This is a genomic window from Phenylobacterium sp. GW823-FHT02A09 (assembly GCF_058797775.1).
In genome coordinates, this window is record NZ_JBXAJZ010000004.1 from 12,053 (window position 1) to 25,948 (window position 13,896).

A 13,896-nucleotide genomic window follows, 5' to 3' on the forward strand; every position below is an offset into this window, starting at 1 on the left:
CAGTCCGGGCGGCGTTTTTGTTTCGGGTTTCGAAGAATGGCGATGGGGGGATCCGCCCTCCAGCCGCCTCTGGACCGTCGCTCGCGCTCCCCCGCTGCAGCGCCAGAACCAGGTTGGCTACGAACCCCCCCGCGCCGTCGCCCCCCATGGCGTCGACGAGGGCCGATGCTGCCAAAGCGGGGGGAGGGGGTCTAGTGCCGGGGGGCCACAGGCCGTGCGCGACAAGAGCCGCGCCGCCCTTTCGAGCGGCGCGGCCCCCTGACTGCCGTCAAATCAGCCAAGTGTTCGGCCGCGGGTAGGGCTCGCCCTGCGAAAGGTAGAGCAGGCCGACGACGCTGCGGATCGTGAACCAGATGCCGACCATGCCCCAGAGGAACAGGAACAGGAACAGGAACGGCAGGCCGATCAAGAGCACCGACAGTACGGCGCTGATGCCGATCAGCAGGCCCAGCGACAGGAAGATCGCGACGCCGATCCAGAACGACCTGATCTGGAAGTCGTAGTGCGTCCGCATCCGCGGTCCGGCCTTGTCGAGGTTCATGTATGCGACGACCAGGCCGATCGGAATGGTGATGAATCCGACCCAGCCGAGCAGGTAGAGACCATAGACCACCGCCGGAATGGTGCGGTCTTCAGTCATCACGACGGGGGTTTCGGTTTGGCTCAATTCAGTCTCCCAAGCGAAGTATCTGAACGAGATGTGGCCCCGTTCAGCGCGAATGCCAGCTTAATTCGCGTTCATGTCGCTTGGATGCAGGGCGACTACCGATTTTTCGGCCGCAGCCACGGCAGGACCGCCGCGCCGAGGATCACCACGAACACCAGCCGCGCGGCCAGGGCGACGCCCAGCAGCCAAGCCCCGGCGACGCCGGCGGCCAGCAGCACGGCGAGCGCGCCGACCGCCATCAGACTCATGATCCAGAGCACGGCCTCGGTGTTCGGCGAGGGTCGGCGGATGGGGCGCTCGGGCGCGGCGTTCGACAAAGCCGAAAGAAACGCCTCGAAGCTCTCGCCCTGGTCCTGCGGGCGCAAAGCCCCGCCATAGCTAAGGGACGGGATGGTCAGACGGCGGCGCTGGAACTGAAGCACCGCGCCGCGGCCGGCGCGGGTGACGCCGCGCAGCTCGGCCAGCGGGAAATGGCGCTCGCGGCCGGTGCGGCGCTCGACGATGGCGGCCTTCTCGATCGTCCAGACGGTTTCGCCTTGCAGCGGCGAGAGGCGCGCGGCGTAGCTGGCCATCAACCCCGGACGACGGTGATCTCGACCCCGGCGGCGGCGGCGTGCGGCGCCAGCGCCTGCGGCTTTTCCACCCGAACGCGGGCGCGCATCACCCGCGGATCGGCGAGGCAGGCGCGGGCCAGGCGCTCGGCGAAGTCTTCGACCAGCTGGATGTGGCCGGCCGCGGCGATGGCGCGCGCCGATTCCCCGATGGTCTCGTAATTGACCGTGTCGGCCAGGCGGGTGGCACCGGCGGTCGGCACGTCGAGCTCGACATCGACGATCAGCGGCTGGGACATGCCCTTTTCGTGGGCGTAGACCCCGATCTCGGCGGCGACCTTGAGGCCGGTGACGAACACCTTGGTCATGACCACGCGCCCCTGCGGCTCGGGCGACGGAACCTCGGGCGAACTGTGCTGCAGCGATGGAAGAACCAAGGGGGCTCCGTTCCGGGGAAGCGGCTCAGGCCAGGTGCTGGCCCGCATCGACGGCGATCATCTGGCCCGTCACTGACCTTGCGTCAATGAGGTAGCGCAGCGCATGGCCGATCTCGGCCGGATCGACCGGGTGGCGCAGCAGCGTCGTGGCGACCTCGTCGTCGAAATCGCTGCCTTCCTGATGGACGGACGGCAGGGTGGGGCCAGGGCCGATGCCGTTGACCCTGATCCGCGGGGCCAGTTCCTGGGCCAGCATCTGGGTGGCGGCCCAGAGCGCGCTCTTGGACAGCGAATAGCTGAAGAAGTCGGGGCTCGGCGCGAACACCCGCTGGTCGAGGATGTTGACGATCTGGCCCGTGCGGCCGGCCGGCAGCCGGCGCGCGAAGGCCTGGGCCAGCACCAGCGGCGCGCGGAGATTGGTCTCCAGGTGCGCGTCCCAGGAGGCGCGGTTCATGCTGGCGAAGCCGTCGTTCTCGAACACCGAGGCGCAGTTGACCAGCAAGGTCACCGGGCCGAGCTCGCTCTCGGCGGCGCCGACCAGCGGGGCGGTGGAGCCCTCGTCGCGCAGGTCGCAGGCGTGCAGCGAGGCCTTGCGGCCGCGGGCGCGCACATCCGCGGCGGCGGCCTCGGCGTCGTCGTCTATGGTTCGGACGTGGATGGCGACATCGAAGCCCGCGTCGGCGGCGGCCTGGGTCAGGACCCGGCCGATCCTGCGCGAACCCCCAGTGATGAGGGCTGCGCCGCGAGCGGTGTCAGCCAAGGCGTCGCCTTAGTCGAGTCGGCCGAACTCGAAGTAGTTCAGGCCGCCGATGACGACGATGAAGGCAAGGATGGTCAGGATCGCGGTCATGGAAAGCTCCGGCGTTGCCCGTCCGGCTTTAGAGCGGGCGCGGCCGGATCGCAAGGGGCGGGAACCGGACGGCGCTTCGGGCTTTGCTTTACCGGGGCGTCGCCCTGCGGCTTCGCCCGACGGCAGGAGCAAATTGATGATTAAAGACCAGGAGTCCTTCGAGGCGGCCCTTCAGCGGGTGGCGGACCTTCTGGAGCACCCCCCTGCGGACGGCAGCCGCGAGGATCAGGAGTTCTTCCAGCTGCTGCACGACATCGAACTCTTCCATCCGACCGCGCTCAGCGCGCCGCCGGACAGCAACTTCGCCGAGCTTGGCCGCGACGCCCAGGCGCTGATGACGCGGGCCAACGACTTCCAGGCCAAGCGCGAGGCGCGCGAGAAGCGGGAAAAGTGGATGACTTTCCCCGAGGACGGCGAGGGCATCGGTCCGACGACCGGGGTTTAATTCCGATCAGACGAGAGCGGGGATCAGCAGCGTCGCGATCATCACGGCCATCACCAGGCAGAGCGCCGCCAGCAGCACGTCTCCCGCCCTCAAGGCCGGCAGTCTTAGCCGGCGGAGACTCGGCGGCGGTGTGGTCCTGGCTTTCGGTGTCTTGCGCCCGCGCAGACCGATGAAATCGACGAGCGCCGCGGCGCCCAAGCCGCCGACCGCACCAAGCATGCTGAAGGACAGCCAGGAGCCCAACTCGCCTGAACGCGACATGATCAGCGCCCAACCGCAACTGCTGAGCGCGCCGGCGATCGCGCAGGTCGGTAGGAATGCGGACCGCGGCCACCGGGCGATCGCCAGGTTGGCCGCAACGCCGGTCAACGCCGCTGGGACGACGCCGGCCGGATAGCCCAAAGCGAGAAGCCTAGGGAGCAAAGCGCCGTTGAGGGTCAAGAGCATGATCGTCGTCAGGGGCAACAGCAAGATCGCCGCACCGATCAACGGGCCGGCGACGACAAAGACACTTATCACCGCCAACGGCCTCTGCGGCGTGCGTATGATCTCATTCATAACGCAAAGGTTGCGTGGTGGGGATTTACACTCGCATAAGGTGGTTTGCTGGGCTCAAAACTTCCGCACATAGGCCGCCGCCCAGGAGTCGGCCGCGCGCTGGCCGAACTCGTGGCGGGTGTAGTCGATCCGCACGCCGTTGGCGCCGGCGAAGAAATACTGGGCGCCGACGCCGAAGCTGAAGGCGTCCTCGGTTCGGTCTACGTCCATGGATTGACCGAGGTAGCTGGCCTTGGTGTTGAGCTTGGCGTAGCCGAAGCCCAGCCGGGCGAAGATCTCGGCGTTCTCGGTGATCGGCAGGAAGCCCACCGCATAGAGGCCCGCCTGGTGCTTGAGTTCCTCGCTCCAGGCGTAGCCGACCACGGGCATGTCGACCTGGTCGTCATCGACGCCGAAGGCGAGCTCGCCTTCAATCCCCAGGTGCGGGGCCAGGCGGGCGCCTAGTCGGCCCTGGACCGCGCCCAGACTCGTGTCGAGCTGCTTGGTCTCGAACTGCGCATAGCCGAGCGAGCCGTAGAGATCTGCGGCCTGGACCGAACCGGCGATGGCCAACGCAGCCGCGATCAGCGGCAGCTGAGCGAATTTCATGAGCGCCCCCTAATGGCGAATATAGTTTTCAGCGCACCTTATGCGGGTGGTGCTGGGGCGGAAAGATGTCCGTCGCCTTGCTCAATCGCGCCCGGGCGGGTCAAGCTGGTGAAAACGCCAGAGGAAACGCCATGCCGCTATCGCCCATCGCGCCGGGCGACCTGACCAAGGTCGCCGTGGGAATCGACCGTCCCGAGGACGTGGTGGTCGGGCCGGACGGGCGGGTGTTCGCCTCCGACCACCAGTGCGCGGTCGCCGAGATCTTCCCTGACGGATCGTTCGAGCGGATGGGGCCCAAGGGCGGCGCGCCGAACGGGATCAACATGGATCGGCAGGGCCGGGTGCTGATCGCCAACTTCGGCATCTATGACCGCGAGGACGGGCCGCTGCAGCGGTTCGACCCGGCGAGCGGCGAACATGAGACGCTGTTGACCGAGGTGGCCGGCCGGCGGCTGACTAGCGCCAACTATCCGGTGATGGACCAGGCCGGGAACATCTGGTGCGCCAACTCCACCCACGCCGAGACGTGGCCGCAGGCGCTGGACGGACGCACCGACGGCTTCATCTTCGTGCTGCGGCCGGACGGATCGAGCCAGGTCGTGGCCGAGGGGCTGAAGTTCCCGAACGGCATGGCCCTGTCGGCGGACGAGCGCTACCTGTTCTGCGCCCAGACCAGCGGCGCCGACGTCATGCGCTTCCCGATCCACGACGGCGGGACATTGGGCGCTGGCGGTCGCTACGGTCCCGTGCTGGGCAAGCTGCAGGCGCCGGACGCGCCGGGCGTCGACCACAACGAGCTCGGATATACGGACGGCGTCGGCCTGGACGCTGAGGGCAACCTCTGGGTCTGCCTGCCGGCCGCCAACAAGGTGGTGGCGATCACGCCCGAGCTGGAGGTCGTCACCGTGATCCACGACCCGTCGGGCGAGGTCGTGAACCACCCGACCAACATCACCTGGGGCGGCGCCGACCTGAAGGACCTTTACATCGGCTCGATCCGGGCCGGTTATGTCCTGAAGGGCCGCAGCCCGGTTGCGGGACAGCCGCATGTGCACCAATTGGAGGGGCGGGTTTCGGCCTGAATCCCTCAGGTTTGAAGGTTGCCTCTTCCACAGTGATCATTGATCACTAAAATGCTTGTTTGAAGCCGTCGGGGGATCTCGTCGGCGCGCCAAAAATCCAACGAACGCCTCCGGGAGGACGTCATGCGCGAGTACCTGCAGTTCTATATCGACGGTCAGTGGGTCGATCCGGTCGAACCCAAGACGCTCGACGTCATCAACCCGGCGACCGAGCAGGTCGCGGGCAAGATCTCCCTCGGCTCCGCGGCCGACGTGGACAAGGCCGTGAAGGCCGCTCGCAAGGCGTTCGCGACCTGGTCGCAGACCAGCCGCGAAGAGCGCCTGGACGTCCTGAACCGCATCCTCGCCGAGTACCAGAAGCGCTTCGGCGACCTGGCCACCGCGGTCACCGAGGAAATGGGCGCCCCGTCGTCGCTGGCGCAACGCGCGCAGGTTCCGATCGGCATGGGCCACCTGGGCACCGCCGCCGCCGTTCTGAAGGACTTCAAGTTCGAAGAAGACCGCGGCCCGACGATGATCGTCAAAGAGCCGATCGGCGTCTGCGGCTTCATCACCCCGTGGAACTGGCCGCTGAACCAGATCGTCTGCAAGGTGGCCCCGGCCATCGCGACCGGCTGCACCATGGTGCTGAAGCCGTCGGAAGTGGCGCCGTTCACCGGTCACATCTTCGCTGAGATCATGCATGCCGCCGGCGTGCCGGCCGGCGTGTTCAACCTGGTGCAGGGCGATGGCATCGGCGTCGGCGTGCCGCTGTCGAGCCACCCGGACGTGGACCTGATCTCGTTCACCGGTTCGACCCGCGCCGGCATCGAGGTGGCCAAGAACGCCGCCCCGACCGTCAAGCGCGTGGCCCAGGAACTGGGCGGCAAGAGCCCGAACATCGTCCTCGACGACGACGCCTTCGCCAAGGGCGTGGGCCGCGGCGTGGCCACGGTGATGACCAACTCGGGTCAATCCTGCAACGCCCCGACCCGCATGCTGGTCCCGCAGCAGCGCATGGACGAAGCGATCGCCGTCGCCAAGGAAGCGGCCGCCCAGGTCACCGTCGGCGACCCGAACGGCAACAGCCTGCTGGGCCCGGTGGTCTCGGAAGTGCAGTTCAACAAGATCCAGAAGCTGATCCAGTCGGGCATCGACGAGGGCGCGACCCTGGTCGCCGGCGGCGTCGGCCGTCCGGACGGCCTGGACACCGGCTACTATGTGAAGCCGACCGTGTTCGCCAACGTGACCCCGGAGATGACCATCTCGAAGGAAGAGATCTTCGGCCCGGTGCTGTCGATCCTCGGCTACGAGAACGTCGATCAGGCCATCCAGATCGGCAACGACACCGAGTACGGCCTGGCCGCCTACGTCCAGGCCGCCGACCTCGCCAAGGCTCGCGAAGTGGCTTCCAAGCTGCGCGCCGGCCAGGTGTCGATCAACGGCGGCGGCGGCGACCTGATGGCGCCGTTCGGCGGCTACAAGATGAGCGGCAACGGGCGCGAGTGGGGCGACTTCGCCTTCAACGAGTTCCTCGAAGTGAAGGCCGTTCTGGGCTACGCGCCGAAGGAAGCCGCCGAGTAAGGCTTTCAAATCGCGAAGGCTTTTGCGGGCCGGCAGGACGATGGTCTTGCCGGCCCGCTTGCTAAGGGATCATCCTCTCCGAAAAGAAGAGAGGAGGGAGGAGCGATGTCCCAGGACATCCGATGCGTGGCCGACATCGCGCGCCATCATGCGCGCGTGCGCCCCGCCGAGACCGCGATCTGGTTCGAAGGCGCGGTCACCACTTACGGCGAGCTGGATCAGCTGGCCTCGCAGTGCGCCCAGGCGCTGATCGCGGCCGGCGTGACGCCGGGCGAGCGGGTCGGCGTGCTGACCAAGGGCAGCGACACGTTCTTCGTGCTCTGGCTGGGCTGCCTGAAGGCCGGCGCCTGCCTGACCCCCGTCAACTGGCGCCTCGCGCCGCCCGAGATCGCCTTCGTGCTGAAGGACGCCGGCTGCCGGCTGGTGGTGACGGGCGCCGACTTCGCGCCAGTGCTCGAGAAGATCGCCGCCGATCTGCCCGCCCTGGAGACGGTGGTGCAGATCGAGCCGGGCCATGCGCAATGGCCCGGATTCGCCGACTGGACCGGCAGGTATCCGGCGCAGGACCCGCAGCTTCCTGCCGCTGACGACGACGACGTCATCCAGCTCTACACCTCGGGGACCACCGGGCTGCCCAAGGGCGTGCAGCTGACCGAGCGGAACTACGCCACCGTGTTCGAGTCTGCGCTTCAGCAGTGGGCGCAGTTCGCGCCCGGCATGGCGGTGCTGGTGGCGATGCCGCTGTTCCATGTCGCCGGGGCCAATCTCGGCATCCTGGCGCTGCTGCAGGGGGCCAAGGCCATCGTGCTGCGCGAGCCCGATCCCGGGGTGATCCTTAAGGTCATCGAGCAGCATGCGATCGAGCACGCCTTCCTGGTGCCAGCGCTGATCAACATGATCCTTCAGCGGCCGGAGGTCGGCGACACCGACCTGTCGAGCGTGCGCAACATCTACTACGGCGCCTCGCCGATCTCGGAGGAGGTGCTGAAGCGGGCGCAGGCGACGTTCCCGGCCCAGTTCACCCAGCTCTACGGCCTGACCGAGACCATCGGCGGCGGCACCAACCTGCCGCCCGAGGCGCACGATCCGGCGCGCGGCAAGCTGCGCTCCTGCGGGATCCCGTCGGCGGGCTTCGAGGTGCGGGTGCGCATCGAAGACCGCGACGCCGCGCCGTTCGAGGTCGGCGAGATCGAGATCCGCTCGCCAGGGGTGATGAAGGGCTACTGGAACCGGGCCGAGGCGACCGCCCAGGCGATCTGCCCGGACGGCTGGTTCCGCAGCGGCGACGCCGGCTATTTCGACGACGACGGCTATCTGTTCATCCACGACCGGGTGAAGGACATGATCGTCTCCGGGGGCGAGAACATCTATCCGGCCGAGGTCGAGAACGCGCTGTTCTCGCATCCGGCCGTGGCTGACGCCGCCGTGGTCGGCGTGCCGGACGAGCGGTGGGGCGAGGCGGTGAAGGCCTTCGTCGTGCTGCGGCCGGGCGCGGACGCCGACGCGGGCGCGGTCATGGACCACTGCCGGGCGCTGATCGCCGGCTACAAGGTCCCCAAGAGCGTGGATTTCATTGCGGTCCTGCCGCGCAACCCGTCCGGCAAGGTGCTGCGGCGGGAGCTGCGCGCGCCCTACTGGGAAGGCCGCGGCCGCAATGTCGGCTGAGTTTCAAAGAGAGGAAGACTGATGCTGGACCCGCACTTCAAGGCGATGATCGACGCCGCAGCCGAGCAGGCCGCCAACGCCCCGCCGCTCGACGCCGTGCCGCCCGCCATGATCCGGATGGGCTACCAGATGCAGCGCAAGGCGACCGACCAGAACCCGCCGCAGGACGTGGTCGCCAAGGACCTGCAGGTCGAGGGCGGGGCCGGCTCCATTCCGGCGCGGCTGTACACGCCGGCGGGCGCCAAGACCCCGAGCGGCGGCCTGGTCTACTTCCACGGCGGCGGCTTCACGATCGGCGACCTGGAGACACATGACGGCCATTGCCGACGGCTGGCCTCGCTGGCCGGGGTGCGGGTGCTGGCGATCGACTACCGGCTGGCGCCCGAGCATCCGTTCCCGGCCGGCCACGACGACGCCCTGGCGGCGACCAAGTGGGCCTTCGACCACGCCGCCGAGATCGGCTTCGACCCGCAGCGCATCGCGGTCGGCGGCGACTCCGCCGGCGGCAACCTGGCGGCGTCGGTCTCGATCGACCTGAAGGACGATCCGGCCCGCAAGATCGCCTTCCAGCTGCTGCTCTATCCGGGCATCTGGCCGGAGGTGGAGACGGCCTCGCGCAAGGAACTGGACGGTCCGATCCTGACCAAGGCGGCGCTGGCATGGTTCGACAAGTCGCTGGCGGCGATCGGTCACGCGCAGTCGGGCCGGGCGTTCCTGGGCAAGGCCAAGCTCTCCGCCGGCCTGCCGCCGGCCCTGGTGGTCACCGCCGGCTTCGACCCGCTGAAGGACGAGGGCCGCGACTATGCCGCCGCCTTGAACGCGGCCGGCGCCAAGGCCGCGCATGTCGAGTATGCGGGGCTGATCCACGACTTCTACCTGATGTCGGACGTCTCGCCGGCCGTGGGCGAGGCGGCCAAGGAGACCGCCGCGGCGCTGAAGGCGGCGATCGGGTAACGCGACCCGTTTCCCTCTCCCCGGTCGAGGGAGAGGGAACTGCGTGCTCGACTAGGTCTTGAGCAGCACCGTGCGGATCGCGCCGGTGAGCTGGGCGAGTTCGGCGTCGGTGGTGACGTAGGGCGGGGTCAGGTAGACGACCTTGCCCATCGGGCGGATCCAGCAGCCGTGGTCGGCGAAGGCCATGCAGAGCGGGCCGGTCTCGACCGGATGGTCAAACTCGACGACGCCGATGGCGCCGTAGGTGCGCACGTCGACGACGCCGGCTGCGGCACGGCAGGGCTCCAGCCCCTCGGCGAGGGCCGCATTGATCCGGGCGACGTCGGCCTTCCACTGGCCGGTCTCGAAGAGGTCGAGGCTGGCGTTGGCCGCGGCGCAGGCCAGCGGGTTGGCCATGTAGGTCGGGCCGTGCATCAGGGCCGCGCCTGCGTCATCGGACCAGAAGGCCTCGAAGACCTTGCTGCGGGCGATGGCGGCCGAGAGCGGCAGGGTGCCGCCGGTCAGCGCCTTGGACAGGGTGACGATGTCGGGCGTGACGCCCGAGCCCGAGCAGGCGAAGAGGTCGCCGGTGCGGCCGAAGCCGACGAAGATCTCGTCGAAGATCAGCAGCAGGTCATGCTTGTCGGCCAGCCGCCGCAGGCTGCGCAGCACCTCGTCGGAGTGGAACAGCATGCCGCCGGCGCCCTGGATGCGCGGCTCGACGATGATGGCGGCGATCTCGCCGGCCTTCTCGCCCATGAGCTGGTCGAGCGCGGCTTCCGAAGCCGGATCGACGGGCAGGGCGGTGACGATCTGCGAGGGCATGACCCCGGCGAAGAGGCTGTGCATGCCCTCTTCCGGATCGCAGATGGTCATCGTGGCCAGGGTGTCGCCGTGATAGCCGCCCTGGAAGCTGAGGAAGCGGGTGCGGCCGGCGACGCCGCGGTTGATCCAGTACTGCAGCGCCATCTTCATGGCGATCTCGACCGAGACCGAGCCGCTCTCGGCGAAGAACACGTGGTCGAGGTCGCCGGGCAGCAGGTCGGCCAGGCGGCGGGCCAGGCGGTAAGCCGGCTCATGCGCCAGGCCGCCGAACATCACGTGCGGCGCACGCTCCAGCTGCGCCGTCACCGCCGCGCGGATATGCGGGTGATTGTAGCCGTGGCAGGCCGTCCACCAGGAGGCGATGCCGTCGACCAACTCGCGGCCGTCCTCGAGGACGATCCGCGCGCCCTCGGTGCGGGCGACCGCCAGGGGAGCCGGCGCGGTCTTCATCTGACAGTAGGGGCGCCAGACGTTGCGGGCGCCTTGGGTAAGCCAGTCCGGTGTCGGGAAAGTCATGGTCGCTGGCTTTAACCGAAGCTCCGCCTCGTGCATACCGCGGGCCGTGATGGACAGTCTGACCGCTTTCGCCCAGTCCAAGCTCGACGCGCTCGAGGCGCGCAGCTTGAAGCGCACATTGGTCCCGACCCGTCGGATGGACGGGCTGTGGGTCGAGCGCAGCGGGCGGCGGCTGCTGTCCTTCTCGTGCAACGACTATCTCAATCTCTCGCACCATCCGGCGGTGAAGGCCGCGGCGCTGGCGGCGGTGAAGACCCACGGCGTCGGCTCGGGCGCCTCGCGGCTGGTGACCGGCGACAATCCGATCTTCAGCGAGCTCGAGGCGCGGCTGGCGGCCTTGAAGGGCGCGCAGGCGGCCTGCGTGTTCGGCTCGGGCTACCTAGCCAATTCCGGGATCATCCCGACGTTCGTCGGCGAGGGCGACCTGATCCTGGTCGACGCGCTGGCCCATGCCTGCATCTGGTCGGGCGCGCAGCTGTCCGGCGCGCGGATCGTGCCGTTCGCGCATAACGACGTCGCCGACCTGGCCGCCAAGCTGGCCGCCTATCGCGGCGAGGCCGGTCGCGCGCTGATCGCCACCGACGGGGTGTTCTCGATGGACGGCGACGTGGCGCCGCTGGACGAGATTTCGGCCCTGGCCCAGGCGCACGACGCCTGGCTGCTGGTCGACGACGCCCACGGCCTGGGCGTGCTGGGCGAGGGGCGTGGCACGGCGGCGATGTTCCCGAGCGCCAAGGTCGACCTGGCGATGGGCACCTTCTCCAAGGCGCTGGGAGGCTACGGCGCCTATGTGTGCGCCAGCGCGCCGGTCATCGACTTCATCAAGACCCGCACCCGCACGGTGGTCTACACGACCGGCCTGCCGCCGGCGAACGCCGCCGCGGCGCTGGCGGCGCTGGACGTGATCGCCGCCGAGCCGGAGCGTGTGGCCGCGGTGCTGAGCAAGGCGCGGCGCTTCACGCGGGCGCTGAACCTGCCGCTGGCGACCAGCGCGGTGGTGCCGATCGTGCTGGGCGAAGCGGGCCGCACCCTGGCGGCGGCGCAGGCGCTGGAGGCGCAGGGCTTCCTGGTGGTGGCGATCCGGCCGCCGACCGTGCCGGCCGGCACCGCGCGGTTGCGGGTGGCGTTCACGGCCGGGCATCCGGACGACGAGATCGATCGACTGGCGGCGGCGGTCGCGCCGCTGATGGAGGCCTGATGCGCCAACTGTTCGTCACCGGCGCTCACACCGACGTCGGCAAGACTTATGTCGCTTGCGCCATGTTGCGCGCCGCCCGGGCCAAGGGGCTGAGCGTCGCGGCGTTGAAGCCGGCGGTCAGCGGCATCGATCCCGCGGACTGGAGCGACAGCGATCCGGGCCGGCTGCTGGCGGCGATGGACCGTCCGTTGACCGGGGCCGAGCTGGACGCCATCGCGCCGCTGCGGTTCGCCGCCCCGCTGTCGCCGCCGATGGCCGCGCGGCTGGAGGGCGTGGACCTGCGGATCGCGAGGCTGACGGACTTCTGCCGCGCCGGGCTGGCGGCGAGCGCCGCCGACCTGATGCTGGTCGAGGGCGCCGGCGGAGTGATGTCGCCGATGGCCGAGGACGGCACAGGCCTGGACCTGATGCTGGCGCTGGGCCTCCCGAGCGTGGTGGTCGGCGGATCCTATCTGGGTTCGATCAGCCATACCCTGACCGCGATCGAGACCCTGCGCTCGCGGGGGCTGCCGATCGCCGCGGTGGTGGTCAGCCAGAGCGGCGAGCCGGACGCGCCGGACTTCGCCCAGACGGTCGCGAGCGTGGCGGCGTTCGCCGGGGAGGTGAAGATCGTCGCCGCGCCGCGCGCCGCGGAGGCTTGGGCCAGCGAACTGGTCTGAGGCGCGTTTTCCGAGCGGCGGCGGGGCGGACGGTCCGCAGTCCCCTCGCCCTTACCCTCTCCCGCGGGAAGAGGGAACGTGAGCTGGACCCGCTAGCCCTCAGCTTCCGTGCGTTTGCGCTGGGCGTAGGCGAGGACGCCCATGCCGACCAGGGCCGAGAGGATCGAGCCGGCGATGACGCCCATGCGCACCTCGGTCTGGGCCAGGGTGTCGTTGGGATCGAAGGCCAGGCCGCCGATGAACAGGCTCATCGTGAAGCCGACCCCGCAGAGCAGCGAGACGCCGTAGAGCTCCAGCCACTTGGCCCCGGTCGGGCGGCGGGCCAGCTTCAGCCCGATCACCGCCGCCGAGAAGCCGAAGACGCCGATCTGCTTGCCGACGAACAGGCCCATGGCGATGCCGAGCGGCACCGGATTGGCCAGGGTGGCGAGCGACAGCCCCTGGAACGAGAAGCCGGCCGCCGCGAAGGCGAACAGCGGCAGGATCAGGTAGGCGACGTAGGGGTGCAGGCTCTCCATGAAGTGCTTGAGCGGGCCCTCGTGGCCCGGCTTGCGCGGGTCGATCGGCACGGTCATGGCGGCGGCGACGCCGGCCAGCGAGGTGTTGACCCCGCTCTTCAGGCAGAAGGCCCAGGCCAGCGCGAAGCAGGCTGCGTAGAACAGGTAAGGGGCCGACTTCCACTTCGACATCAGCGCCATCAGGGCGATGGACGCGGCCGCTCCGCCTAGCGCGTACATGTTGACGTCGGAGGTGAAGAGGATGGCGATCAGCGCCACCGCGCCCAGGTCGTCGGCGATGGCCAGCGTCAGCAGGAAGATCCGCAGCGACGAGGGCAGGCGCGGTCCGGCGACCGCCAGCGCGGCGAGCGCGAACGCGATGTCGGTGGCGGTCGGGGTCGGCCAGCCCTGCGGCGCGCCACCGTGGCCGAGATTGAGCAGCAGATAGACCCCGGCCGGCGCGGCCATGCCGCCCACCGCGGCCAGCACGGGCAGGGCCAGGCGGCGCGGATTGGACAGCTCGCCGCGCAGGATCTCGTGTTTGATCTCCAGGCCGACGACGAAGAAGAAGATCGCCATCAAGCCTTCCTTGATCCACCGATAGACCGGCTTGGCCTCGTGGAAGGCGCCGATCTGAATGGTGATCTCGTGCTTGATGAAAGCGAAGTAGTGGTCGGCCCAGGGGGAATTCGCCAGGGCGACCGCCAGCAGCGCCGCGGTGGTGAGGATCACCCCCGAAGCGGTCTCGGTCTTCAGGAAGTCCAGGGTCAGTCGTCTCGCCATGGCTCCGGTTACCATGCGGGCGCCGGGTGAAATACTTCAATCGGTCGTTGCTGGCGTCGATGTGATCGCGCATCTGATG

The 13,896-nt window shown here is 69.0% G+C and carries 16 protein-coding genes; 7 read left to right on the plus strand and 9 right to left on the minus strand.

All coding sequences use genetic code 11. From position 1 onward, the window contains the following. Positions 1-268: 268 nt before the first annotated feature. The 5 genes from AC1Q87_RS16660 to AC1Q87_RS16680 form a co-directional block, all read right to left on the minus strand. On the minus strand, positions 269-667 hold the full coding sequence (locus AC1Q87_RS16660; RefSeq protein WP_492610037.1) for a DUF4870 family protein: 399 nt from the start codon (positions 665-667) through the stop codon (positions 269-271). A 95-nt stretch (positions 668-762) separates the two neighbouring features. Continuing rightward, entirely contained in the window at positions 763-1,239 is a 477-nt protein-coding gene (locus AC1Q87_RS16665) for a hypothetical protein (protein ID WP_492610038.1), read from the minus strand. Next, a complete protein-coding gene (gene folB / locus AC1Q87_RS16670; protein ID WP_183772488.1) occupies positions 1,239-1,586 on the minus strand; it encodes a dihydroneopterin aldolase in 348 nt (115 codons plus the stop codon). The genes AC1Q87_RS16665 and folB overlap by 1 nt, the downstream gene beginning before the upstream one ends. Before the next feature lie 94 nt (positions 1,587-1,680). Then, positions 1,681-2,415, minus strand: coding sequence for an SDR family oxidoreductase (locus AC1Q87_RS16675; protein ID WP_492610039.1), 735 nt, complete (start codon positions 2,413-2,415; stop codon positions 1,681-1,683). A gap of 9 nt (positions 2,416-2,424) precedes the next feature. Then, positions 2,425-2,637: a hypothetical protein gene (locus AC1Q87_RS16680; protein WP_492610040.1), complete on the minus strand. Its 213-nt coding sequence runs from the start codon at positions 2,635-2,637 to the stop codon at positions 2,425-2,427. Positions 2,638-2,641: 4 nt separating this feature from the next. Here AC1Q87_RS16680 and AC1Q87_RS16685 point away from each other — a divergent pair, with 4 nt between their 5' ends. Then, complete coding sequence (locus tag AC1Q87_RS16685; RefSeq protein WP_492610041.1) at positions 2,642-2,950, plus strand: hypothetical protein; 309 nt, start codon at positions 2,642-2,644, stop codon at positions 2,948-2,950. A 6-nt stretch (positions 2,951-2,956) separates the two neighbouring features. On the opposite strand, the gene AC1Q87_RS16690 is transcribed toward AC1Q87_RS16685, so the two are convergent. Then, positions 2,957-3,508, minus strand: coding sequence for a hypothetical protein (locus AC1Q87_RS16690; RefSeq protein ID WP_492610042.1), 552 nt, complete (start codon positions 3,506-3,508; stop codon positions 2,957-2,959). Between the two features lie 54 nt (positions 3,509-3,562). Further along, positions 3,563-4,096 carry an outer membrane beta-barrel protein gene (locus AC1Q87_RS16695; RefSeq protein ID WP_492610043.1) on the minus strand — a complete coding sequence of 178 codons (534 nt, stop codon included), beginning with the start codon at positions 4,094-4,096 and terminating at the stop codon, positions 3,563-3,565. A 131-nt stretch (positions 4,097-4,227) separates the two neighbouring features. On the opposite strand from AC1Q87_RS16695, the gene AC1Q87_RS16700 reads away from it, so the two are divergent. The 4 genes from AC1Q87_RS16700 (at position 4,228) to AC1Q87_RS16715 (ending at position 9,360) form a co-directional block, all read left to right on the plus strand. Continuing rightward, positions 4,228-5,178 carry an SMP-30/gluconolactonase/LRE family protein gene (locus tag AC1Q87_RS16700; protein ID WP_492610044.1) on the plus strand — a complete coding sequence of 317 codons (951 nt, stop codon included), beginning with the start codon at positions 4,228-4,230 and terminating at the stop codon, positions 5,176-5,178. A gap of 123 nt (positions 5,179-5,301) precedes the next feature. Then, complete coding sequence (locus AC1Q87_RS16705; protein ID WP_492610045.1) at positions 5,302-6,741, plus strand: aldehyde dehydrogenase family protein; 1,440 nt, start codon at positions 5,302-5,304, stop codon at positions 6,739-6,741. A 105-nt stretch (positions 6,742-6,846) separates the two neighbouring features. Next, complete coding sequence (locus tag AC1Q87_RS16710) at positions 6,847-8,406, plus strand: long-chain-fatty-acid--CoA ligase (protein WP_492610046.1); 1,560 nt, start codon at positions 6,847-6,849, stop codon at positions 8,404-8,406. 21 nt (positions 8,407-8,427) lie between these two features. Then, positions 8,428-9,360 (plus strand): alpha/beta hydrolase, encoded by a 933-nt coding sequence (locus AC1Q87_RS16715; RefSeq protein WP_492610047.1) that lies wholly within the window; start codon positions 8,428-8,430, stop codon positions 9,358-9,360. Between the two features lie 51 nt (positions 9,361-9,411). On the opposite strand, the gene AC1Q87_RS16720 is transcribed toward AC1Q87_RS16715, so the two are convergent. Further along, positions 9,412-10,680 (minus strand): adenosylmethionine--8-amino-7-oxononanoate transaminase, encoded by a 1,269-nt coding sequence (locus AC1Q87_RS16720; RefSeq protein WP_492610048.1) that lies wholly within the window; start codon positions 10,678-10,680, stop codon positions 9,412-9,414. A 49-nt stretch (positions 10,681-10,729) separates the two neighbouring features. Here AC1Q87_RS16720 and bioF point away from each other — a divergent pair, with 49 nt between their 5' ends. After that, complete coding sequence (gene bioF, locus AC1Q87_RS16725; protein WP_492610049.1) at positions 10,730-11,878, plus strand: 8-amino-7-oxononanoate synthase; 1,149 nt, start codon at positions 10,730-10,732, stop codon at positions 11,876-11,878. Next, the gene (bioD, locus tag AC1Q87_RS16730; RefSeq protein ID WP_492610050.1) at positions 11,878-12,537 is read left to right on the plus strand and encodes a dethiobiotin synthase; all 660 of its coding nucleotides are present in this window, start codon (positions 11,878-11,880) and stop codon (positions 12,535-12,537) included. The genes bioF and bioD overlap by 1 nt, the downstream gene beginning before the upstream one ends. A gap of 92 nt (positions 12,538-12,629) precedes the next feature. Here the strand turns inward: bioD and nhaA are convergent, their stop codons facing one another. Further along, on the minus strand, positions 12,630-13,817 hold the full coding sequence (nhaA, locus tag AC1Q87_RS16735) for a Na+/H+ antiporter NhaA (RefSeq protein WP_492610051.1): 1,188 nt from the start codon (positions 13,815-13,817) through the stop codon (positions 12,630-12,632). Positions 13,818-13,896: the final 79 nt, after the last annotated feature.